This window comes from Microbacterium luteum, from assembly GCF_015277875.1.
GTDB lineage: Bacteria > Actinomycetota > Actinomycetes > Actinomycetales > Microbacteriaceae > Microbacterium > Microbacterium luteum.
This window is the reverse complement of the sequence record NZ_CP063814.1, coordinates 2,933,771-2,955,790: the sequence shown is the minus strand read 5'-3', so window position 1 is coordinate 2,955,790 and position 22,020 is coordinate 2,933,771. Positions and strand designations below refer to the sequence as shown.

General features: G+C 70.7%; 19 protein-coding genes. All 19 read right to left on the bottom strand.

Annotated features, from left to right (window positions below):
* Positions 1 to 6: 6 nt before the first annotated feature.
* The gene (locus tag IM777_RS14400; protein WP_194383840.1) at positions 7 to 966 is read right to left on the bottom strand and encodes an NAD-dependent epimerase/dehydratase family protein; all 960 of its coding nucleotides are present in this window, start codon (positions 964 to 966) and stop codon (positions 7 to 9) included.
* A complete protein-coding gene (locus IM777_RS14395; protein WP_194383839.1) occupies positions 963 to 2,309 on the bottom strand; it encodes a Gfo/Idh/MocA family protein in 1,347 nt (448 codons plus the stop codon). Before IM777_RS14395 ends, IM777_RS14400 begins: the two co-directional genes overlap by 4 nt.
* A gap of 75 nt (positions 2,310 to 2,384) precedes the next feature.
* The gene (locus IM777_RS14390; RefSeq protein ID WP_194383838.1) at positions 2,385 to 3,386 is read right to left on the bottom strand and encodes a LacI family DNA-binding transcriptional regulator; all 1,002 of its coding nucleotides are present in this window, start codon (positions 3,384 to 3,386) and stop codon (positions 2,385 to 2,387) included.
* Between the two features lie 395 nt (positions 3,387 to 3,781).
* Positions 3,782 to 4,816 (bottom strand): LacI family DNA-binding transcriptional regulator, encoded by a 1,035-nt coding sequence (locus tag IM777_RS14385; RefSeq protein WP_071044964.1) that lies wholly within the window; start codon positions 4,814 to 4,816, stop codon positions 3,782 to 3,784.
* A gap of 32 nt (positions 4,817 to 4,848) precedes the next feature.
* A complete protein-coding gene (locus IM777_RS14380) occupies positions 4,849 to 5,778 on the bottom strand; it encodes a sugar phosphate isomerase/epimerase family protein (protein WP_083336538.1) in 930 nt (309 codons plus the stop codon).
* Complete coding sequence (locus tag IM777_RS14375; protein WP_071044962.1) at positions 5,724 to 7,034, bottom strand: dihydrodipicolinate synthase family protein; 1,311 nt, start codon at positions 7,032 to 7,034, stop codon at positions 5,724 to 5,726. Before IM777_RS14375 ends, IM777_RS14380 begins: the two co-directional genes overlap by 55 nt.
* A 3-nt stretch (positions 7,035 to 7,037) precedes the next feature.
* The gene (locus IM777_RS14370) at positions 7,038 to 8,249 is read right to left on the bottom strand and encodes a Gfo/Idh/MocA family protein (RefSeq protein ID WP_071044961.1); all 1,212 of its coding nucleotides are present in this window, start codon (positions 8,247 to 8,249) and stop codon (positions 7,038 to 7,040) included.
* 468 nt (positions 8,250 to 8,717) lie between these two features.
* On the bottom strand, positions 8,718 to 10,238 hold the full coding sequence (gene arfA, locus IM777_RS14365) for an arabinosylfuranosidase ArfA (RefSeq protein WP_194383837.1): 1,521 nt from the start codon (positions 10,236 to 10,238) through the stop codon (positions 8,718 to 8,720).
* Positions 10,239 to 10,306: 68 nt separating this feature from the next.
* Positions 10,307 to 11,245, bottom strand: a complete 939-nt coding sequence (locus tag IM777_RS14360; protein ID WP_237673307.1) for an ABC transporter substrate-binding protein — start codon at positions 11,243 to 11,245, stop codon at positions 10,307 to 10,309.
* Complete coding sequence (locus IM777_RS17460; RefSeq protein WP_272872940.1) at positions 11,167 to 11,583, bottom strand: ABC transporter substrate-binding protein; 417 nt, start codon at positions 11,581 to 11,583, stop codon at positions 11,167 to 11,169. Before IM777_RS17460 ends, IM777_RS14360 begins: the two co-directional genes overlap by 79 nt.
* Positions 11,584 to 11,593: 10 nt before the next feature.
* Complete coding sequence (locus tag IM777_RS14355; protein WP_228480835.1) at positions 11,594 to 13,663, bottom strand: beta-galactosidase; 2,070 nt, start codon at positions 13,661 to 13,663, stop codon at positions 11,594 to 11,596.
* Between the two features lie 32 nt (positions 13,664 to 13,695).
* Entirely contained in the window at positions 13,696 to 14,373 is a 678-nt protein-coding gene (locus IM777_RS14350) for a hypothetical protein (RefSeq protein WP_194383835.1), read from the bottom strand.
* A 5-nt stretch (positions 14,374 to 14,378) separates the two neighbouring features.
* Positions 14,379 to 15,317 (bottom strand): carbohydrate ABC transporter permease, encoded by a 939-nt coding sequence (locus IM777_RS14345; protein ID WP_083336659.1) that lies wholly within the window; start codon positions 15,315 to 15,317, stop codon positions 14,379 to 14,381.
* Positions 15,314 to 16,252, bottom strand: a complete 939-nt coding sequence (locus IM777_RS14340; protein ID WP_071045948.1) for a carbohydrate ABC transporter permease — start codon at positions 16,250 to 16,252, stop codon at positions 15,314 to 15,316. The genes IM777_RS14345 and IM777_RS14340 overlap by 4 nt, the downstream gene beginning before the upstream one ends.
* Positions 16,253 to 16,380: 128 nt before the next feature.
* Complete coding sequence (locus tag IM777_RS14335) at positions 16,381 to 17,679, bottom strand: ABC transporter substrate-binding protein (RefSeq protein ID WP_071045913.1); 1,299 nt, start codon at positions 17,677 to 17,679, stop codon at positions 16,381 to 16,383.
* A 219-nt stretch (positions 17,680 to 17,898) separates the two neighbouring features.
* Positions 17,899 to 19,200: a Gfo/Idh/MocA family oxidoreductase gene (locus tag IM777_RS14330; RefSeq protein WP_194383834.1), complete on the bottom strand. Its 1,302-nt coding sequence runs from the start codon at positions 19,198 to 19,200 to the stop codon at positions 17,899 to 17,901.
* 50 nt (positions 19,201 to 19,250) lie between these two features.
* Positions 19,251 to 20,006: a cupin domain-containing protein gene (locus IM777_RS14325; RefSeq protein WP_228480834.1), complete on the bottom strand. Its 756-nt coding sequence runs from the start codon at positions 20,004 to 20,006 to the stop codon at positions 19,251 to 19,253.
* On the bottom strand, positions 20,003 to 20,902 hold the full coding sequence (locus IM777_RS14320; protein ID WP_194383833.1) for a DUF6807 domain-containing protein: 900 nt from the start codon (positions 20,900 to 20,902) through the stop codon (positions 20,003 to 20,005). Before IM777_RS14320 ends, IM777_RS14325 begins: the two co-directional genes overlap by 4 nt.
* Positions 20,899 to 22,017, bottom strand: a complete 1,119-nt coding sequence (locus IM777_RS14315; protein ID WP_228480833.1) for a Gfo/Idh/MocA family protein — start codon at positions 22,015 to 22,017, stop codon at positions 20,899 to 20,901. Before IM777_RS14315 ends, IM777_RS14320 begins: the two co-directional genes overlap by 4 nt.
* Between the last annotated feature and the right edge of the window lie 3 nt (positions 22,018 to 22,020).

Sequence of the window (22,020 nt, the reverse complement as noted above, 5' to 3'; positions counted from 1 at the left end):
CGGTGCTCACGCGGCGGTGTCCTTTCGGGAGTCGGGGGACGATCCCGCGGCGCGGGCGTCCGTGGCGGCGAGTTCGTCGCGCCAGGTGCGGGTGGGGCGCCATCCGATCAGGCGCGCGGCCTTCGCGCTCGTGAACGCCGGGGTCGTGCCGACAAGGCCCGCCGCGACCTCCTCGGTTCCGGGGTGGAAGCGCGGCACGAGATCGCACAGCGGTTCGCGAGCGAGCGCGTCATCGGCGCCGACGAAGAAGGTCTCGGCGTTCGGGATGTCGCCCATCGCGGCCAGGAGCACGTCGACGAAGGCGGCGACGTCGCGGGCGTCGACGTAGTTGAACACGGCCGGCGCCGACAGCGCCGGATCGTCGAGGCGCTCGCGCACGGTGTGCCCCTGCTGCGTGAGGGCTCCCTCCCACTCCTCCGGCGCGATGACGTAACACGGCCGGAACGCCGCGAACCGCGTCGCGTCGCCGGTCTGGCGCGCGAGCATCGCCGCGGTCTGCTCGGCGAGCAGCTTCGACAGGGCGTAGGCGTTCCACGGCCGGGGCGGCGTGGACTCGTCGAGGGGCATCGACGGCGGCACCCATCCGGTGGGGGATCCGTAGCCGAGCACGGTGGGGCTCGACGCGGTGACGATCCGCGGCACACCGGCGGTGACGGCCGCGGACATCGTGTTCAGGGCGAGCGCGGCGTTCGTGCGCAGGATGACGTCTTCGGGTGCGCTGAAGGGCACGGCGATCGCGGCGAGGTGCACGAGCGCGTCGGCCCGCGCATCCGCCACCGCCGCGGCTGCGGCGTGGGCGTCGGTGAGGTCGACGGCCGCCTGCGTGACCGCGTCCCGCGAGGTCAGCTCGACCGCATCCGAGACCTCACGATCGAGCGAGACGATCTCGTGTCCGGCATCAGCCAGACCGGCCACGAGCGAGCGCCCGAGCCGGCCGGCGCCACCGGTGACGACGATGCGCGTCACGCCGGCACCGACTCCGGGCTCGCGGCGAGGAAGCGGATGCCGAGGTCGGCCACACGCACCGGCATGCCCGTCGCGAGCGACCGGTTGCCGGCGATGCCGACCGAGATGGAACGCACACCGTCGCGCCAGTCGGCGGGACGCTGCAGCGGGTCATCGCCCGGCCCCTCGAAGACGTCGGCCAGGAGCAGACGGTCGCCGCCGCCGTGCCCGCCCGCGAGGTTCTCGATCTCGACCTCGGTCGCGGCCTCCCAGTGACGCTGCACAAGGAGGCGCTCGCCTTCGGGCCGCAGGGATCCGGACGAGCCGGCGTCGACCGCGCTCGGGTCGAGCACCGGATGCAGGCCCTCGTCGGCCAGCACGGCGCCGCGCTCGACGACCTCGAGCTCGACGCGCCCCTTCGTGCCGTTCACCGCCACGCGGTAGCCCTCCCAGGGAGCGTGCGCGTTGAGGGAGTAGCTGAGGGTCGCGCCCGAGGCGTAGTCGACCACGAGCGCGAGATTGTCCTCGATGGTGATCCCCTCGCCGAACACGTCGCGGTCGCGCAGGTATCCGTCGTGCTCCTCGGCATCGAAGTACAGGGCCTTGAGGTTCGCGTCGGCCCGCAGGTCGAGTTCGAAGGCGCCGGCGTCGTCGTGGCTTCCGCGCGGAGCGCGTGCGCCGAGCCCGCGCGCGTCGGCGTTCTCCGCACCGTAGAAGCGCAGCCCGCCCGACGCGTAGACGCGGGTGGGGACGGACCGGAGCCACCAGTTGACGAGATCGAAGTGGTGGCTGGACTTGTGCACGAGCAGGCCGCCGGAGTGCTCCTTCTCGCGGTGCCAGCGGCGGAAGTAGTCCGCGCCGTGCTTGGTGTCGAGCATCCAGGAGAAGTCGATCGAGGTGATCTCCCCGATCGTGCCCTCCTGCAGGATCTGCCGCAGCGCACTGTTGCGCGGGGAGTAGCGGTAGTTGAAGGTGATGACCACGTCGCGTCCGGTGCGGTCGATCGCATCCTCGATCGCGGCGGCGCTGGCGGCGTCGATCGTGAGGGGCTTCTCGACGACGACGTCGGCACCGGCATCCAGCGACCGCACGATGAGCTCGGCGTGCAGGTCGTCGCGCGCGCAGACGATCACGCGGTCCACCTGTTCTGCGGCGATCATCTCCTCCAGGCGATCGGGGGAGTAGATCAGCGGCGCGGGCTTGCCGCTCTCGGCGACGCGGTCGGCGTGGAACTGCGCACGCACCGGGTTCGGCTCGAGGATCGCCACGAGCGAGGCGCGGTCGGCGTAGGTCGTCGTGATCGCGTCGACGTACATCTGGGCGCGCGCGCCGGCGCCGGCGAGTGCGTAGCGGAGGTGGGTCATCGATGGCTCCTCAGGAAACGTTTTCTCAGTGTAACACGCGTGGCCGTGCTCCTATGCGGTGGATGCTGCGGCCGCTCAGGACGGGGCGGGTCCCGTGCTCTCGCGCAGCGCGACGACGGGGCGGAGCCAGTGCGCGGCGGGCTCCGCCGGAGCGCCGGTGAGCAGATCCTGCATGGCCTCCCACGCGCGTGCGCCGAGGTCTTCGGCCGGCACCGCCGCGGTGGTGAGGGTGGGCGAGGTCCAGCGCGAGAACGGGATGTCGTCGAACCCGGTCACCGAGAGGTCTTCGGGGATGCGCACGCCATCGCGTCGCAGCACTCCCATGACTCCCATGGCGACGAGGTCGTTGTAGGCCAGCACGGCGGTCGCGCCCGAGGCGCGCACCTCCGGCGCGACCCGCGCACCGCTGTCGACGTCGACCCCGCACGGGAGCTGCGTGATCTCCACCTCGGCGTGCGCGCCGGCGAACGCGGTGATCGCGTCGACGCGCGCGGCGTTCGATGCGCTGCGCGGATTGCCGGAGAGGAAGACGTAGCGACGGTGACCGAGGCCGTGCAGGTGGGTGAGGATCTCCGCGAAGGCGGACCGGTAATCCGCCCCGACCACGGGAGCTCCGTCGACGTCGCGGTTGACGACGACCACCGGTGACAGCTCGCGCAGCGACGCCGCGAGGGCGTCGTCATCCATGCGCGGCGCGCACAGCACGACGCCGTCGGTGCGGCGTCGGGTCGTGAGGGCGAGCACCCGCTCCTGGTCGACCGATTCGGCGGAGTCGGCGACGAGCACGTGGTAGCCCGCGGTTCCGGCCGCGCGGCTGAGTCCGCGCAGGATCTCCTGGAACGTCGGGTTGCCGAGATCGGGCACGACCACGGCGATCGTCTGGGTGCGGCCGAGGACGAGGCTGCGGGCGAGGGGGCTGGCGGAGTAGTCGAGCTCGGCAGCCGCGGCGCGCACGCGCTCGGCCATGGCCGGGTCGACGGTGACATTGCCGTTGAGCACGCGTGACACGGTCGACAGCGACACCTCCGCCTTCGCGGCGACGTCGGCGATGGTCACCCGTTTCGGTGGGCGCGGCATGCGGCCTCCTCTCGCTCGCGCCACTCTATCCGCCCGGGAAACGTTCTCCCATGTCGGCGGCGGCGGCCGGCCGTGAACAGCACAGGAGATTCGGCGCGCAGCAGGCCTGTCGGCGCGGCTTCAGCCCGATTCGACGCGGATCTCCTGTGTTGTTCACCGCGGAGACGCCTCGCCAGGTAGCTCGGGCAGCGGGCGGCAGAGGTCGATGCAGGCGAGAGCGGGCAGCGGCGAGTGGCGGCTCGCCGGGTGGGCCGCGGACAACACAGGAGATTCCGGTCGGGGCGCAGTGTGTCGGCAGGTTTCAGCTCCCGGGCGCCGCGGATCTCCTGTGTTGTTCACCGGGGCTGACGGTGTCGACGAGCTGGTGGCGCCGGGGAGGTCAGGCGCCGGCGGGGTCAGGGGCGGGGTGGCGTGCTGCCGCGCACGACCACCTCGACGGGCAGGGGCGGCTGGGAGGCGTCCCACTCCTCGTCGACGGTGGCGTGCAGCGCGCGGTAGCCGAGCTCATCGAGCGGCACATGCGCGGTCGTGAGGCCGGGCCGGATGTCGCGGCCGGTGGCGATGTCGTCGAAGCCGGCGACGGCGATGTCGGCGCCGACCTCGCGCCCGGCATCCCGCACCGCCGACATCACGCCGATCGCGACGACGTCGCTGATGCCGAAGATGACCGTGCCCGGGGGCACCTCATCGTGCAGGAGCGCCTCGGTGGCGGCGTACCCGGCGTCGCGGGTGAAGCCGCCGCGAACGACGCTGCGGATGCGCCCGCCGGCACCGGTGAAGCCGTGGGTGAACCCCGCGATGCGGTCATCGGAGGTCTGGATGCCCTCGCGCGCGCCGACGATGACCGCCTCGCGGTAGCCGAGTTGGCGCAGGCGTGCGCCGAGCGCGCGGGCCCCGCCACGGTTGTCGACGGCGACCGAGCGGATGCTGTCGGGTGCCGGACCGAGCATGACGACCCGTCCGCCCATGCCCCGGAACGCCTCGAGCTCGGGGTCGAGCCCCGCGGCGTCGGGGCCGGTCGTTCGGGAGGCGGCCAGGATCAGGCCCCGCGGGCGCTGACCGCGCAGCGCGCGGACGAGCGAGACCTCGCGCGCCGGGTCGCGCTCGGTGATGGCGATCGTGACGACCAGGCCCGCCTCGTCGGCGCCGCGTGCCACACCCGAGGCGAGTTGGCCGAAGTAGGGGTCGGCGATGTCGGCGACGAGCAGGGCGACGACGGCGGAGGTGCCGCGTGCCGTCGCCTGCGCGGAGAGGTTCGCCGTGTAGCCGAGGCGCTCAGCGGCCGCCTCCACCTTCTCGCGGTAGCTCTCGGCGACCTTGCGCGTGGAGCCGTTCAGCACCCGGGAGGCCGTCGCCAACGACACCCCTGCCTCGCGGGCCACGTCGTGCAGGGTGGCCGCGCTGCGGGCGGTCGAGGGTGTTCGGGTCACGTGCAGGATTCTAGGGGCTCGCCCGCGCGGGATCAGGCGGGAACGACCGCGGGAAGGTGCGGCGTGACGGCAGCCGTGAAGCCGTCGGAGGTGCGTCGCACGGCTTCGGCCGGGTCGGTCGCCCACACGTCGGCGTTGAAGATCTCCACCTCGATGTCGCCGGTGTACCCGGCATCCACGACGGCGCGGGTCATCGGCCCGAAGTCGATGACGCCGTCGCCCGGGTAGTGCCGGCTCAGCAGCACGTCGGCCGGGAGCGGCGTCTTCCAGTCGCACACCTGATACGTCGCGATGCGTCCCTCGCGACCGGCGCGTTCGATCTGCGGGAGCACATCCGGGTCCCACCAGATGTGGAAGGTGTCGATGGTCACGCCCACCACGGACGGGTCGAAGTCGTGCGCGATGTCGAGCGCCTGGCCGAGCGTCGACACGACGCAGCGGTCGGAGGCGTACATCGGATGCAGCGGCTCGATCGCGAGGGTGACGCCCGCTTCGGCGGCGTGCGGAGCGAGCTCGCCGATGGCATCTCGCACGCGCTCGCGGGCGCCGATGAGGTCTCGGGAGCCCTCGGGCAGACCGCCGGCGACGAGCACCAGCACCGCGGTGGATCCCTCGGCGCCCGCCGCGGCGAGCGTGGCGGCCTCCTCGACGGCGACGCGGTTGTCGTCGAGGGATGCGCGGCGGGCGGGGCCCTCGGGCATCGTGAAGAAGCCGGACCGGCAGTGTGTCGTGAAGCGCAGCCCGGAGTCGGCGAGCATCGACGCGGCCGTGGTGAGGCCCACCTCCTGCACCGGTTCGCGCCACAGCCCGATCGCGGGGACGCCCGCACCGGATGTGGCCGCGAGCGCCGTGGCGAGGTCGGCGTGCTTGAGGGTGCCCTGGTTGATCGACAGGCGCGGATCGACGCTCACGCGATCACCCCCGGAACGTCGACGCCGTTCAGGCGCAGCATCCCGTGCCATCGGATGGCGGCCAGCTCGGGCCGCTCCAAGGCGCCGGAGGCGTTGGCGAGCTCGACGATGCGGGACAGGTGCGGCAGGCTGCGCGCGGAGTGGAGCCCGCCGACCATCTGGAAGGCCGGCTGGTGGCCGTTCAGCCACGACAGGAACGCGACCCCGGTCTTGTAGTAGAACGTCGGCGCGGCGAAGACCTGGCGGCTGAGCTCCTCGGTGGGCTCGAGGATCTCGCGGTATCGAGCGCCGTCGCCGGCGTCGAGCGCCTGGATCGCGGCGGAGGCGACCGGGGTGATCGCCGCGAACGCGCCGAGGAGCGCGTCGGAGTATCCGCGTTTCGTCTCGGCCGCCCCGGCCGATGCCTCTCCGGCCCGCCCGTCTCCGGCCTCCCCGGTCGTTGAGCGAGCAGAGCCAGACGAAACGTCGCCCGTCGCAACGTCCGGCATGTCCGTCCCGCCGATGAGGCCGACGTAGTTGAAGTCGTCGCCGGTGAACATGCGCACGCTCTCGGGGAGGCGCTCTCGCACCGACACCTCGGCGTCGGCGTCGAGCAGGCTCATCTTCACCCCGGCGACCTTGTCGGTGTTCTCGCCGATGATCTCCAGGAGCACCTCGGACGCCTCGCGCCAGTCGGCCGACCCGCTTGTACTGAGCTTGGTCGAAGTGAAGTACCCCTCGAGGGTCGGGTCGAACGCGGTGCCGAGCCAGTGCAGCACGACCGGCACCTGCGCCGCGCCGAGCACCTCGCGGTACACGCGGCGGTAGTCCTCGGCCGAGGATGCGGCGCGCGCCAGATGGCGCGACGCCATCAGCACGGGAGCGGCGCCCTGCTCCTCGGTGAAGGCCAGCTGAGACCGGTACGCGTCGATCACCTGGTCGAGGGAGATGTGCTCGTCCTCGACGTGATCGGTGTTGACGCCGACGACGACCGATCCGCCCTCTTCGCGCGCGGTCTGCGCCGTTCGCGCGATGAGTTCGCGCACCGCGGCGGCGTCGAGCCCCATGTTCCGCTGGGCGGTGTCCATCGCGTCGGCGACGCCGAGGCCCCAGGAGTAGACCGAGCGGCGGAAGGCGAGCGTCGCATCCCAGTCGATCTCGGCGGGCCGCCCCGGGGTGTTGTCGGCGTGCACCAGCGGCACGACGTGCGCGGCCGCGTACGCGAGGCGGCTGCGCAGCGGCGTTGTGGGCTTGGTGAATCCGGATGCTTCGCGCAGCGCGACCTGCGAGGTCGACCCGGCGGCATCGAGCAGAGTGAGGTGGGTCATACGTCAGTCCAGGCTCAGGGCGGGCAGCTCGACCTTGCGGCCCTCGCGGCTGGATTCCAGGCCGGCCTCGGCGAGGAGCACGCCGCGTGCGCCGGAGAGCAGGTCGAACGCGTAGTCGGTGCCGAGCACGTACGACTCCAGGAACTCCTCCCACTGCTGGCGGAAGCCGTTCTGGAACACGTCGTTCGTCGGAACGGCGGCCCAGTCCGCGTCGTAGTCGTGGTCGTCGGCGAGGTCGGGATTCCACACCGGCTTCGGGGTGGCGTTGCGGTGCTGGATCTTGGCGCCGAACAGGCCCACAACGGCCGAGCCGTGGGTGCCGTCGACGTGGAACTCGACCAGCTCGTCCCGGTTGACCCGCACGGTCCACGACGAGTTGATCTGCGCGACGATGTTTCCGTGCTCGGGGTCGCCTTCGAGCTCGAAGATGCCGTAGGCGGCGTCTTCCGCGGTGGCGGTGTAGTGCTCGCCGTTCTCGTCCCAGCGGTCGGCGATGTGCACGGCCGCCTGGGCGTAGACGCTCTTGACCTCGCCGAACAGGTTCTCCATGACGTAGTTCCAGTGCGGGAACATGTCGACGATGATGCCGCCGCCGTCTTCGGTGCGATAGTTCCAGCTCGGACGCTGCGCGGGCTGCCAGTCGCCTTCGAAGACCCAGTATCCGAATTCGCCGCGCACCGAGAGGATGCGGCCGAAGAAGCCCGAATCGATGAGGCGCTTCAGCTTCTGCAGGCCCGGGAGGTAGAGCTTGTCGTGCACGACGCCGGTCTTCACGCCGGCTGCCGCGGCGAGCTTGGCCAGCTCGAGTGCTTCGGCCGCGGTCTCTGCGGTCGGCTTCTCGGTGTAGATGGTCTTGCCGGCCGCGATCGCCTTGCGGAGAGCCGCCGAACGCGCCTTGGTGACGAGGAAGTCGGCGTAGATCTCCCAGCGGGGGTCGGCGAGGGCCGCGTCGAGGTCGGTGGTGTAGTCCTCGATGCCGTGCTTGTCGGCGAGGTCGGCGAGCTTCGCCTCGCTGCGGCCGACCAGCAGCGGCTTGACCGTGACCTTCGTGCCGTCGGAGAGCACGATGCCGCCCTGGTCGCGGATCGCGAGGATCGAGCGCACCAGGTGCTGCCGATACCCCATGCGTCCGGAGACGCCGTTCATGATGATGCCGATCTCGCGGACGGCCGGGCGGACCTCGGCCTGGGGCGGGGCGATCGTGGTGTCGGTCATGCGGTCCTTCTCTCTCGTATCCGGCGACGTCACGGTCGCGGAAAAGCCGGGGAACCCCGAGGGGTAAACGCTTTCCCCAGTGTGCCACGCCCCTGTCTGCCACGCAAGCGCTTTCCCGTGCGTGGCCACGCCGCCCCGCGCGCCCGCCCGGCCCGCACCGCCGCCGCACGGCGCCCCCGCCGCCGCCGCACGCCGCGCGGCGCTCGCACGGCGCCGGCCCGCACCGCCGCCGCCCACCCCGGCGCCGTCCCAGGCCGCCCACCCCGGCCCGCACGGCCGCACGGCGCCGGCCCGCACCGCCGCCGCACGCTGCCCACGCCACGAGAGTCGCTCTGCAGTCACTTTGTGCGGGTGCGTGGCCTCTCCACCCACACAAAGTGACTGCGGGAGGGCGGGGTGAGGTGACTGCGGAGGGTGGGATGGGTGACTGCGGAGCGGGGCGAGGTCGGCCGGAATACGGCCGGTCGCTCAGCTCAGGCGGATGCATCCCCACGACACCGCGGGAAGGGGAATGCGCAGGGTCGTGTCCTCGATTGTTGCCTCCAGTGCCGTGATGCCGACCCGCTCGGGGCTCTCCAGGGTGTTGGCGGCGTAGATGTCGTCGTCGTGCAGCAGGTGCGCCTCGTCGATGGCCATCTCGCGGCCCAGGTCGCCGAGGAGCGGCCGCAGGTCGACCGACAGGGTCGTGGGCTCGGCCGTGGACCGGTTGACGACGAAGAGCGACACACCGTCGTCGTCGATCGTCGCGACGGCGTTCACGGTTGCCACCTCGCCCAGCGCGGGACTCGTGAAGGTCGGTGCCGACACCGGAACGCGCACCGCGCGCCCCTGCGCCCAGCGCGAGGTGAGCGAGAAGGGGAAGAACGTGGTCTGGCGCCACGCCGGGCCCCCGGGCTCGGTCATGATCGGAGCGATGACGTTCACCAACTGCGCCAGGGATGCGGAGCGCACGCGGTCCGCGTGCTGGAGCAGGGTGATCATCAGGTCGCCGAACACCACGCCGTCCAGAACGCTGTAGCGGTCTTCGAGCAGGCGCGGAGCGACCGGCCATCCCTTCTCCTCGGGCTTGTCGTTCTGCCCGCCGTCGTCATCGTGGAGGTACCAGACGTTCCACTCGTCGAAGGAGATCATGATGCGCTTGTCGCTCTTCTTCGCCGCCGCGACCGCGTCTGCCGTGGTCACGACCGACTCGATGAACCTCGCCATGTCGACGCTCGACGCGAGGAACTCCTGCGCGTCGCCGTTCCGCTCTTGGTAGTACGCGTGGCAGGAGATGAAGTCGACGTCGTCGAGGGTGTGCTCCAGCACGGTGCGCTCCCACGAGCCGAAGGTCGGCATCGACCGCGCCGACGAGCCGCAGACGACCAGTTGCAGTCCCGGATCGATCATGCGCATCGCCTTGGCCGTCTGGGAGGCGAGCTTGCCGTAGTCGTCGGCGTTCTTGTGACCGATCTGCCACGGTCCGTCCATCTCGTTGCCGAGGCACCACATCCTCACGCCGAACGGCTCCGGATGCCCATTCGCCGCCCGCCGGTCGGTCCATGCCGTCTGTGCGTCGACGTTGGCGTATTCGAGCAGGTCGAGCGCCTCCTGGGTGCCCCGGGTGCCGAGGTTGACGGCGAGCACGAGGTCGCTGCCGACGAGCTCGAGCCACGCGGCGAATTCGTGCAGGCCCACCTCGTTCGTCTCGGTGGAGTGCCACGCGAGGTCGAGGCGGCGGGGTCGTTCGTCGACGGGGCCGATGCCGTCTTCCCAGCGGTATCCCGACACGAAGTTGCCGCCCGGGTAGCGGATGGTGCTGACGCCCAGTTCGCGCACGAGCTCGATGACGTCCCGCCGGAAGCCGTCGGCTCCGGCTGCGGGATGACCCGGCTCGTGGATGCCGTCGTAGATGTGGCGGCCGAGGTGCTCGACGAACCCGCCGAACAGGCGACGGTCGATGTCGGCGATCTCGTGATGGGGATCGAGGCGGGCGGCGGCGACGGCCATGGTTCCTCCGGGGATGGTCGGGGAGATGTCTGGTGGGGATGAGGCAGAGCCCCGCCCCCACCAGGGGTTCACTCGAGGATGACGTCGGCCTCGGTGAAGAAGCGGTCCACCGCCTCGTCGACCGTGATCGTCCCGAGCCCGAGCTCCTTGCCGACGTCCCAGAACGTCTGCTCGAGCGAGCCGTATCCGATCACGGGCACGGGCGGGGCTTCGCCCACGCGGTCCGCCACCGACTCGATGTAGTCGGCGACCTGCTTGTCGACGCCTTCGAGCGTCGTGCCCGCGAGCTTGCTCGACGAGGCCGGGAATCCGAGGGTGGTGCCGAAGATCTCGCCGGCTTCGGGGCTGTTGACGACGTAGTCGAGGAAGATCGCCGACGCCTCGGGGTGGTCGGTGTTCGACGCGATGGCCATCTGCAGACCGCCCTGCTGGTAGAGGTCCTTCGAGCCCTCGACGGCGGTCGGGGGCGCGACGATCGAGATCGACTCGGCGCCGGAGTCCGCGAGATAGCCGCCCAGGAAGTTGCTCCAGCTCATCTCGCTCGCCGTCAGGCCGGCCCCGAAACCGGACACGGGGCTGATCGCCTCGAGCTCGACCTGCGGAACGGTCACGCCGTCGCGGATGTCGTCGCCGGAGGCCCAGAAGTCGCGCAGCTCATCCTCGGTGAAGCCGAGCTCGCCGTCCTCGGTGTAGAGGTTTCCGCCGTTCGCCCGGAGAACCAGTTCGAACACCTGGATCCGCTGGGTGTAGTCGGTGCCGCCGTAGACCGTGCCGTCGGTCGCATCGGTGACCCCGGCCATCCACTCGTCGAACGCGTCGAAGGTGGAGCCGCCTTCCGGGGCGGCGATGTCGTACTCGGCCAGCACGTCGTCGTTCACGAAATTCGCCCACATGCTGTATCCGGTCGGCAGGGAGTACTGCACGTCGTTCAGGCGACCCGTGCCGAGCAGGGCGTCGTCGAAGGTGGAGAAGTCGATGTAGTCCGACACCTCGCCGAGATCGAGCACGTGGCCGGGCTCGGCGACTGCCGCAGATAGCTGTCGGAGAACTGGAAGACGTCGGGAAGGCCCCCGCCGGCCACTTCGGTCTGCCGCTTCTCCCAGTAGCTGGGGAAGTCGGTGAAGGTCGTGTTCACCGTGATGTTCGGATGCTCGGTCTGGAACGCCTCGATCAGCTGGTTGTAGCGGTCGGCGCGATCGTCGTTGCCCCAGAAGGCGAAGGTGAGCGTCACGTCGGCGTCGGGGTCGTACTCTCCCGAGCTCCCGCCATCGCCCGCGCACGAGGCGAGGGTGAGGGCGGCGGCGGAAACGACGGCGGCGGTGACGACGAATCGAAGGTGTCTCATGGTGGTCCTGTCAGGAGGAGAGGGATGCGAGGGCGCCGTTCGCGTCGGACGGCGCGGGCGAGGGATGCGCCGGGATGGGCGCGAAGGCGAAGACGACCTGCTGCGGTGACAGTGCGGTGCGTCCGAGGGCGGCGCCGGTTTCGGCGTCGCTGCCGTTCAGGGAGACCGTGACGGTCTCGTCGGAATGGTTGATCACGGTGACGAGGGCGCCGCGACGCGCGACCTCGACGCCCGCGGGGAGGTCGTCGATGACCGGTCGCACGCCGCGGTCGGCGACGAGGCGGCCGACGATCGCGTCGACACCGGCGGCGTCGGGCATCGTGGCGACGTACCACGCGGCGCCGTCGCCGTGGCGTTGACGGGTCACCGCCGGTCGCGCCGCGTTCGGACCGTCGTCGAAGGTCGCGATCACCTCGGCGGTCTCGGCGTGGACGGCCTCGGCGACGAGCGTGCCGCGAGCGGCACAGCCGTCGAGCGTGAACGACACCGTCTCGGGCTCGCCGTCGCCGACCGCACCGAGCGCGCCGACGCCCGTGCCGCTCGCGGGAGGGCCCGCCAGTGCTCCGAAGTCCTCGTAGCGGATGCCGAGTGCGGCGCCGAGGCGCGTGAGGAACCCGCCGTCGCAGAACTGGTCGTGCTCGTCGACGATGTCGCTGAAGGGTCCGGTGAGCAGCGTTCCACCGGCTCGCGCGAACCGGTCGAGCGCGGCTGCTCCCTCCTCGCGCAGCAGGTAGAGGGCGGGCGCCAAGACCACCTCGTACCCGCGCTCCGCCTCCTCGGGCCCGATGATGTCGACCATGATGCCGCGGCGATGGAGTGCGCCGTACCACTCCAGGGCAACGGCGAGGTAGTCGATCCGGAAGGGATGGTCGCGCTCCTCGACCGCCCACCAGTTCTCCCAGTCGAAGACCAGCGCGACCCGCGCATCCGAGCCCGGTGCCGGCAGCTCGCCGAGCTCGCGCAGGCGCTCGCCGAGGGAGACGACCTCGCGCCACGTGCGGGTGCGCGTGCCGGCGTGGGGGAGCATCGCCGAGTGGAACTTCTCGCTGCCGGCGCGGGACTGCCGCCACTGGAAGAACATGATGCCGTCGGCGCCGCGCCCGATCGACTGCGCGGTCTCGGCCGCGAGCGCCCCCGCGGCCTTGCCGGGGTTCGCCGGGCGCCAGTTCACGGCATCGGTGGCCTGCTCCCACAGCAGCCACGGCACGCCGGGCTTGAGCGAGCGCACGAGGTCGCGCTGGAACGCCGAATCGCGCACACGCGTGGGATGCGCCGGGTCGGGATAGCAGTCGTCGGCGATGACGTCCATGTGCGGCGCCCACCGGCGATAGTCCGCCGGCTTGAACGGGCCCATGAAGTTCGTCGTGATCGGCTGCGTCGCGCCCGCCTGCAGCAGGATGCGCCGCTCCGCCAGGTAGCACTCCAGCAGCATGTCGGAGGTGAACCGGCGGAAGTCGAGCATCGACGACGGATTGTGGCTGTAGGGCGCCAGCCGCGGAGGGAAGACCTCGTCGAACGTGCTGTACCGCTGCGACCAGAAGTTCGTGCCCCACGCCGCGTTGAGCGCGTCGACGGTGCCGTACTTCTCGCGCAGCCAGCGACGGTACGCATCCCGCGCGGCATCGGAGAAGTCCATCCAGAGGTGGCAGCCGAACTCGTTTCCGACGTGCCACATCACCACCGCCGGGTGGTCGACGTAGCGCTCGGCGATGCGTCGCACCAGCTCACCGGCGAGGCGTCGGTAGACAGGGGAGGAGGGTGCGAAGTGCTGCCGGCTTCCCGGCCAGTACGACGCGCCGGATTCGTCTGCGGGCAGCGTCTCGGGGTAGTTCGCGCTCACCCACGGCGGCGGCGAGGCCGTTGCCGTGGCGAGGTTCACGGCGATGCCGCCGGCGTGCAGGGTGTCGATGACCCGGTCGAGCCAGGCGAAGTCCCACACGTCTTCGGCGGGCTGGATGCGCGACCAGGCGAAGATGCCGAGGCTCACGATGTTCACGCCCGCCTCGTTCATGCGGCGGACGTCGTCTTCCCAGACCTCTTCGGGCCACTGGTCGGGGTTGTAGTCGGCGCCGTACAGCACGCATGACTCCTTCGAGGATGGGGGTGGAGGCTTCAGCCGGCGTGGCGCCGCGGGCGCTCGGGAACGGCGACCACGGCCAGTGCGGCGCATCCGAGGGCGGGGATCACGAGGGGCACGAGCGCCCACGTGACGATGACGACGAACGCGGCGGTCGCGGCCAGGTAGAGCGCTCCCGGCACGTCGTGGCGCACAAGCGAGGGGACCGCGCCGATCGCGCCGCGCCATCCGGTCTCCGGCGTCCACGCCCCCGCGGCGGTGAGCACGGCGATCGCGAGGGCGGCCAGGCCGGCCCATCCGACCACGGCGATGACCGGGCCGCCCGGCAGGGCGCCCGACGCGGCCAGGTCGATGTCGAGCACGAACAGGCCGGTGAGCACGAGCACGGCGAGGCCCAGGAGCGCGCCGCCGGCGAGTCCGCGGCGCACATCCGACCAGAACGCCGACAGCGGCGAGCCCTCGGCGCGCACGAACCGCCGCAGATGACGGATGCCGGCGGCCAGCGCGACGGGCAGGGTGATGACCGGCACCGCCACCAGCGTGACGAGCAGACCCGTCATGAGCACCTCGCCGAGCAGGCCGAACTTCGCCGTGGCACCCGGGAAGCGGGCGGGAGCGCGCTCGTCGAGCGTCGGCCCGCTCCCGTCGCGGTCTCCGCGACGGGCGGCCCTCAGCTCGCGACGCTCCCGCGCCCGCTCCGACGATGTGGTCATGGGCGTCAGCCTTTCAGGCCTTGGGTGGCGACGCCGTCGACGAGGAAGCGTTGGAAGACGATGAAGAAGATCAGGATCGGCACCAGCGCGAGGAACGATGCGGTGACCGTGGCGCCGTAGTCGCTGGTGGAGGTCTGGTCGTTCCAGAGGCGCAGCGCGATCGGGAGGGGGTAGTTCTCGGGGCTGGTGAGGTAGATGAGGGGGCCGAGGAAGTCGTTCCAGGACCAGATGAAGGAGAAGATCGCGCAGGTGATGAGGGCGGGTTTGATCAGCGGGACGATGATGGCCCAGAAGATGCGGAGGTGTCCGGCGCCGTCGATGCGGGCGGCTTCGTCCATGTCGCGGGGCATCTGTCGCATGAACTGGACGAGCAGGAAGACGAAGAACGCTTCGGTGGCGAGGAATTTCGGCAGGACCAGCGGCCAGAAGGTGTCGATCATGTCGAGGGTGTTGAACAGCAGGTACTGGGGGATGATCACGACGTGGAACGGCAGCAGCAGGGTGCCGATCATCGCGGCGAAGAGGATCCCGAGGCCTTTGAACTGCACGCGGGCGAAGGCGTAGGCGGCGAGGGCGGAGCTGAGGACGGTGCCGATGACGGCGAGGGTGGCCAGCACGAGGGAGTTCCAGAAGAACTTCCACATCGGGATGCCGGCGATGCCTTCCATGACGGTGAGGTAGTTGCCCACGGTGGGGTTCTCGGGGAGGATGCCGGGGTTCTGGCCGAACTCGGAGGTCGGCTTGAACGTCGCGAACAGCAGCCACACCAGCGGGTAGAGCACGACCGCGGTGATGACGATGAGGACCGTGAACCAGATGATGGTCTGCCAGGTCTTCCGCTTGACCTTGCGGCGGCGGGGCGGGGTGCGGTCGGGGAGGTCTTCTTCGATGTCCTGCTGTTCGAGGACCTGGACGGCCGGTTCGCCGAAGCTCTGCGTGCTCATCGGTTGTCTCCCGAGTAGTGGACCCAGTTCTTCTGGGTGCGGAAAAGGATCACGGCGATGATGGCGACGACGACCAGCAGCACCCAGGCGATCGCGGCGGCGTAGCCGTACTGGCCGTCGGAGAAGCCGCGCTTGTAGAGGTAGAGGGTGATGAAGTTCGTCATGCCGGCGGGGCCGCCGGTGCCGTTGGAGATGATGTAGGCCGAGGCGAACACCTGGAACGCGCCGATGATGCCCAGCAGCAGGTTGAAGAAGATCACCGGGGAGAGCATCGGCATGGTGACCGCGCGGAAGCGGTGCCAGGGTCCGGCGCCATCCATCTCGGCGGCTTCGTAGAGCTCTTTCGGGATCTGCTTGAGACCGGCGAGGAAGATGACCATCGTCGCGCCGAACTGCCACACCGCGAGGATGATCATCGCCGGGAGCACCAGCGAGGGGTTGCCGATCCAGGAGCCGAGGTTGATGCCGAAGAAGCTGAGGAAGTTGTCGACCGGGCCCTCGCCGGCGAACATCGCCCGCCACACAATCGCGACCGAGACCGACGCGCCGATCAGCGACGGGGCGTAGAACGCCGAGCGGAAGAACGCCGCCCCGCGGTCGCGGTAGTTCAGCAGCATCGCGACCGCGAGAGCGGCGGCGAGCATGATCGGGGTTCCCACCAGCACGTACACGAGGGTGATCTGTGCGGACTGGATGAACTGCGGGTCGTTGGTGAACAGCCGGATGTAGTTGTCGAAACCGACCCACCGGGGCGGCTGGAAGATGCTGTACCGGGTGAAGGAGAGGTACAGCGAGTAGACCATCGGGATGATCGTGAGCCCGAAGAACCCGATCAGCCAGGGCAGCAGGAACCCGTACCCGGCAAGGGTCTCCTTGCGCTGACGACGCTTCTGACCCGGACGAGTCGCCTCGTTCTCAGCCCGCCGACGCTGCATCAGCGAACGCCGCGAACTCTTTCCCGTGACGATCACTCTCGTCGCTGTCGTACTCACTGCTCACTCCATCCACAGAGGGGAAACGATGGGCGGGGGCCCGGCCGTGGCGGCCGGACCCCCGGCGTGTGTCACGCGTTGTTGCTGAGGACCACGTCCATCTCGGTGAAGAAGCGGTCGACCGCTTCGTCGACGGTGATGGTTCCGAAGCCGAGCTCCTGCCCGATCACACGGAACTCCTCCTCCAGGGTGCCGTAGCCGACGATCGGCACCGGCGGGGCGTCGCCCAGGCGGTCCTGGATCGAGACCTCGTAGTCGGCGATCTGCTGGCTCAGCGGGTCGAGCTCGGCGGCGGCGAGGGCCGTCTCCGAGGCGGGCAGGCCGCGGTTGGTGCCGAAGATCTCACCCGACTGGGGCGAGTTCACCAGGAAGTTCACCAGGGTCGCAGCGGCCTCGGGGTGCTCGGTGTTCGCGCCGATGGTGTGGAGCATCGAGGGCTTGAGGTAGAGGTCCTGCGCCCCCTCGACGGTGATCGGCGGGGCGATCAGCCCGAGCTCGGTGTAGTCCTCGCCCAGCTCGCCGAGGTAGCCGGCTCCGAAGTTGTCCCACGTCAGTTCGCTGGCCGTCTCGCCGGCGCCGAATCCGGAGGTGGGGAAGAGCTCCTCGAGGCGCTGCGACGAGATGACGGCGCCCGAGTCGATGAGCTCCTGGCCGTCCTCCCAGAACTGCGCGAGGCGCGCCTCGTCGAAGCCGGGCTCGCCGTCCTCGGTGAACAGGGCGCTTCCCTCGGCGCGCAGCTGGATCTCGAAGTTCTGGATGCGCCCGGCGTAGTCCGAGCCGCCGTAGACATCGCCGCCGCTGGCGTCGGTCACCTCGCCCATCCACGCGCTGTAGTCATCCCACGTGCCGCCGGCGAACTCGTCCACGCCGACCTGCTCGAGCAACTGGGGGTTGGTGTACATGCCCCACGCGTTGGTCGACGTCGCGATGCCGTACGTGGTGCCGCCGACGACGCCGATGTCGAGGATGTTCTGCGGGATCGGGTCGGTCTCGATGATGCCGCCCAGGAACGGGTCGAGATCGAGCAGCAGGCCGTTCTCGGAGTACTGGCGGAGGTACGAGTAGTCGAACTGCATGACGTCGGGCAGGTTGCCGCCCGCGGCTTCGGTCTGACGACGCTCCCAGAAGGCGGGGAAGTCGAGGAACGAGGAGTTCACCGTGATGTTCGGGTACTCCTCCTCGAACGCCGCGATGACCTCGTTGTAGAGCTCGGCGCGCACGTCGTTGCCCCAGAAGGCGAGGTCGAGCGTGACCTCCTCGTTCGGGTCCATCGTGTCGGCGGGCTCGGATCCTCCCGAGCAGCCGGCCAGGACGAGTCCCGCGCCGGTCGCCAGCGCGACGGCGGCCATGGTCCGCTTCTTGCTGAACATCCTTGTCCTCTCTTCGAACGCCTGTGTTCTCTCACCAAGACGCTCGTTGTCCGTTGATGCGGTGTCGGCACGTTCCCTGTTGCAGGTGGTGCGGGATGGGAAAGCGCTTGCCTGATACCGTAGGCTACGGAAAAACGTTTCGCAAGCGGGGTCGCGGAAAAACCTTTGAACGATTCATAACGGTCGGATCACAAACCCGGCCCGTCGCGTCTCGAAGGGTCAGCGCACGCAGACCAGCACGTCGTCGACGACGTGCAGGCGCGCACGCTGCACGGAACTGCGTCGATGCAGGTCGTCGGAGGCGTCGGCGATCTCGGATCCGTCCCACCACGGGTGGGAGAAGAAGTAGATCCACGCCGCGTCGTCGCCGTCGGCGAGGGCCATCGCGTGGCGTCCGATCTGCAGGCCGGATTCCGGGGGTCCGACCGTGTCGAGGAGGAGCCCCTCCTGCCGCTCCCACACGACCGCATCGGCCGAGCGGTGCACGGCGAGCCCGCGCCACTCGTCGGTGAGCATCCACCACCATCCGCCGAGATCGATCACGATCTCCAGCGACCGTGCCGGCGCATCGGCGGTCGGCGGGAGCGGCCCGCCGGCGCGCAACGCGGTGAAGACGTCGTGCAGCAGGGGCGCATGACCGCTCGGGATCTCACGCGACGGCAGCTCCCACGTGGCCGCCTCGTGCTCGAACCCGGGCGCCGGGGTGATCGCCCAGTTCTCGTGACCGTGGCCGTAGAGGTGGTCGACCGTCACGGTGGCCTTCTGCGTGTCGATGCGGATCGAGCTGGTCTGGCGCGGGGAGACCGTGCTCGCGACGACCTGCGCGACGGTGCCGCCGGCGAAGCGAACCGTGGCGGTGGACGCGTCTTCGGTCTCGGTCTCGCGGTCCAGCCGCCACATCCGCGCCTCGACGCTCGCCCAATCGCCGAGCAGGAACGCCAGCAGGTCGAGCTGATGGATGCCGTGCCCGAGCGTGGTGCCCCCGCCCTCCGTGCTCCACCTGCCGCGCCACGGCACGGCGAAGTAGTCCGCGTCGCGGAACCACAGCGTCTGGCACTGGGCGATCAGCGGGCGGCCGAGGGCGCCGCTGTCGAGGAGGTGCTTCACGTGCGCGGCGGCGGTGCCGGTGCGCTGCTGGAAGACCACCGCGAGGCGCCGATCGGCTGCGTCGGCGGCGCGCCGCATGTCGTCGAGCTCGTCGAGGCTCGGTGCGGGGGGCTTCTCGACCACCACGTGCGCTCCGGCCGCGAACGCCGCGAGCGCCTGCTCCCGGTGCACCGCCGGGGGCGTGCAGATCAGTACGACGTCGGGATGCTCACTCGTCAGCAGGGCCTCGAGGTCGTCGTGAACGGCCGGAACGTCGTGCATCTCCGCGAACGCGCGGGCGGCCTCGGCGGAGAGGTCGGTCACCGCCACCAGCCGGGCGGCGGGGTCGGCGGCGACGGCCTCCGCGTGCAGGCGGGCGACGTTGCCGGTGCCCACCAGGGCGCACCGCAGAACGCGGTCGGGGTCGGTGGTCATGAGCTCTCCTCCATGGGAAGACGTTCGGGGTCGGCGGGGGACGGAGGGGGTCAGCCCGCGGGCCATCGCCAGGTCTGCAGGCGCCCGCACATCCCGAACCCCCGCGGGCCGGGGGTCGGCTCGGCGCGCACCACGGCCGCGTCGGACATCAGGCCGGGGCTGCCCTCGGCGAGGGCAGCGAGCTGGTCACGCGTGCGCTCCGTCTCGGCGACCACGGTGCGCGTCCACTGCTGCTGCCACTGCGCGACGCGGGGCTGCACGAGCTTCGCGGCGCGGCGGTGGAACTCCGCGTACGCCTCCGGTCCCCGGTCGCGGATCTGCGCGCGCAGCAGCCCGTAGCCCTCGAGGGCGAGGTCGCGGCGGCGACGCGCGGCCGAGGCCCGCACATCGGGGTCGCCGTCGGGAAGGGTTGCGGCGGCGGCGTAGGCGTCGGGATCGTCGAGGACGTCGGGCGGAAAGGTGAGCACCGCATCCCCCGCCTCGGGGAGGCCCGCATTCTGCATGACCACGACCAGGCGCAGATCGCCGCGGTTCACCAGCCGGTGCACGGTCCCGGGCGAGAAGTGGACGACCTCCCCGGGAGCGAGCGGATGGATGGCCGCGCCGGCGTGCGAGAGGGTGTGCACCTCGCCGGTGCCGCCGGTGACCACATAGCCCTCGCTCGAGGCCGTATGCAGGTGCGGCGAGCCGCCCGCCAGCCCGTCGGCGCCCTCGGTGTCGTAGACGCACAGGTCGCTCACCGCGACTCCGCCGGGGAAGAGGGGCGGTACGCGGATCGGCCCGGTGAGGGGGTGACCCGCGGTCACGGTGCCAGCTCCGTCGCGATCGCGCGGGCCTCGTCCTGATCCCACATGCGGTCGCCGAAGACGTATCGGTGCGCGAGGGTGATCTCGGTGTCGGGCGCGAAGGCGATGTGCTCGTCGAACGACGGCGAGGGGCTGAGCACCGGGAACGGCTCGGTGCGCACGAACCACTTCACTGGAGGCGGCGCCGACGACCGCCCGGCGTAGCAGAGCACCGTGCCCCCGCCGTCCACGTCGTCGTGCTGGCCGGAGAAGGCGACCCACGGCGCCTCGGCGCCCATGAGCGCGCCAGGATCGGAGGTGACGGGCGAGGTCACCGTCCCCCCGGTCCACGCCCGTGGCATCCGCAGGAAGAAGCCCGTGTAGCCGGCGTTCGGTCGCCCCTGCGTGGTGGGACTGCCGAGTTCGAGGGTTCCGCCGCTGACGTTGTGCAGCGTCGTCTCGAAATCGAGGACCCACAGGCCCCGCTCGCGGTCGACGCCGCCGAAGCGGTGCGTGCGCCGCTCGGTGATCCACTCCCGGCCGGCCTGGGTGATCCACGTGAGGTCTTCGCGGAACGAGACCTCGTCGCCGGCGGTGCGCATCGCGGTGAAGCCGTCATGGCGCATGCGGCCGACGTTGTCGCGAGCGACGTAGCCCTCGCCGTCGATGTAGGTCGGGCCGCCCCAGAAGTTCTCGCCCGAGACATGCGTCCACGTGAACTGCAGTCCCTTGTGCCAGCGGTGGTCCCACGGGCGGAAGCCGGTGAGCAGCCCACCATCGAGGGCGCGGATCGGATGCAGGTAGGGCTTGGGTCCCTCGAAGGCCGGCGCATCGGCGTCGAAGACGTAGGTCGCGATCTCGACCGTGTCGGCGGTCACTCTCAGCCGGGTGTCCTCGCGCGTGATCATGAGCGTCATGCCGCGGTCTCCTTCACCGGCGCCCAGGGCGCCCCGTCGCCGTCCATCCGGGTCATGAAGGCATCGTCGCCCGAGATCTCGCCCGCCGCCACCCGCACGCCGCGGAAGGCCGAGGCGTAGGTCGCCGCGGCGAATTCCAGCGTGCGTCGCGCATCCACGATCGACACCTCCGGTTCGCCGCCGTCGGCGAGGGCGTCGATGATCGCCGCGAGCTGCAGGCGGTGCCCGCTCACGACGTCGTCGTCGCCGGCGCCCGTGTGCCACAGATCGGCGAGGTGCTCGTGGCCGGGAGCGGGGGTGAACCTCCAGTCGGCATCGGTGTAGCCGTAGAGGTGCTCGAGTTCCACCGTCGCGAAGGCGAAGTCCACGCGCAGCCGCGTGGTCTCTCGCGGCGACACGACCGAATTGACGACGGTGGCCAGGGCGCCGTTGTCGAACCGGGCGAGCACGAGCGACACGTCCTCGGTGTCGGTCGGCCGCGACTGCCGTGCCGCCATGGCCGACACCTCCGACCACGGCCCCAGGATGCTCAGCAGCAGGTCGAACTGGTGGATGCCGTGCCCCATCGTCGGCCCGCCGCCCTCGGTGTCCCAGCGCCCGCGCCACGGCACGGCGAAGTACTCGTCGGGGCGGTGCCAGAGCGTCTCGCACGTCGCCACCAGCGGGCGTCCGAGCACGCCGTCGGCGACGAGCCGGCGCAGCCGCAGCGCCGCCGCGCCGAACCGGTGCTGGTAGACCGTGAGAACCGGAACCCCGGTCGCGTCGCTGACGGCGGCAAGCTCGTCGACCTCGGCGAGGCTGAGGGCGGTGGGCTTCTCCACGAGCACCGGCACCCCCGCCCGCATCGCCGCGATCGCCAGGGGCGCGTGGGTCTGCGGCGGTGTGCACACCGAGACGATGTCGAGGTCCGCGGCGGCGAGCAGCTCATCCGCGGTTGTGTAGGTCGCCGGCGCACCGAAGCGATCCGCGAACTCGACCGCGCGCGCAGGGTCGAGGTCGGCGACGCCGACGAGGGTGATCCGGGGGGCGAGCTCGGCGATCGCGGTCGCGTGGGCCTGGGCGATGGCGCCGGCGCCGATGATGCCGGCCCGCAGCGGTGGGGATGCGGTGGTCACGAA

Bases quoted from the DNA above. Each gene is read 5' to 3' on its own strand.
- IM777_RS14395 (WP_194383839.1), bottom strand. From the start codon at position 2,309: ATGACCCACCTCCGCTACGCACTCGCCGGCGCCGGCGCGCGCGCCCAG.
- IM777_RS14390 (WP_194383838.1), bottom strand. From the start codon at position 3,386: ATGCCGCGCCCACCGAAACGGGTGACCATCGCCGACGTCGCCGCGAAG.
- IM777_RS14380 (WP_083336538.1), bottom strand. From the start codon at position 5,778: ATGGCACGGGATGCTGCGCCTGAACGGCGTCGACGTTCCGGGGGTGAT.
- IM777_RS14375 (WP_071044962.1), bottom strand. From the start codon at position 7,034: ATGACCCACCTCACTCTGCTCGATGCCGCCGGGTCGACCTCGCAGGTC.
- IM777_RS14370 (WP_071044961.1), bottom strand. From the start codon at position 8,249: ATGACCGACACCACGATCGCCCCGCCCCAGGCCGAGGTCCGCCCGGCC.
- arfA (WP_194383837.1), bottom strand. From the start codon at position 10,238: ATGGCCGTCGCCGCCGCCCGCCTCGATCCCCATCACGAGATCGCCGAC.
- IM777_RS17460 (WP_272872940.1), bottom strand. From the start codon at position 11,583: ATGAGACACCTTCGATTCGTCGTCACCGCCGCCGTCGTTTCCGCCGCC.
- IM777_RS14350 (WP_194383835.1), bottom strand. From the start codon at position 14,373: ATGACCACATCGTCGGAGCGGGCGCGGGAGCGTCGCGAGCTGAGGGCC.
- IM777_RS14345 (WP_083336659.1), bottom strand. From the start codon at position 15,317: ATGAGCACGCAGAGCTTCGGCGAACCGGCCGTCCAGGTCCTCGAACAG.
- IM777_RS14340 (WP_071045948.1), bottom strand. From the start codon at position 16,252: ATGCAGCGTCGGCGGGCTGAGAACGAGGCGACTCGTCCGGGTCAGAAG.
- IM777_RS14335 (WP_071045913.1), bottom strand. From the start codon at position 17,679: ATGTTCAGCAAGAAGCGGACCATGGCCGCCGTCGCGCTGGCGACCGGC.
- IM777_RS14330 (WP_194383834.1), bottom strand. From the start codon at position 19,200: ATGACCACCGACCCCGACCGCGTTCTGCGGTGCGCCCTGGTGGGCACC.
- IM777_RS14320 (WP_194383833.1), bottom strand. From the start codon at position 20,902: ATGACGCTCATGATCACGCGCGAGGACACCCGGCTGAGAGTGACCGCC.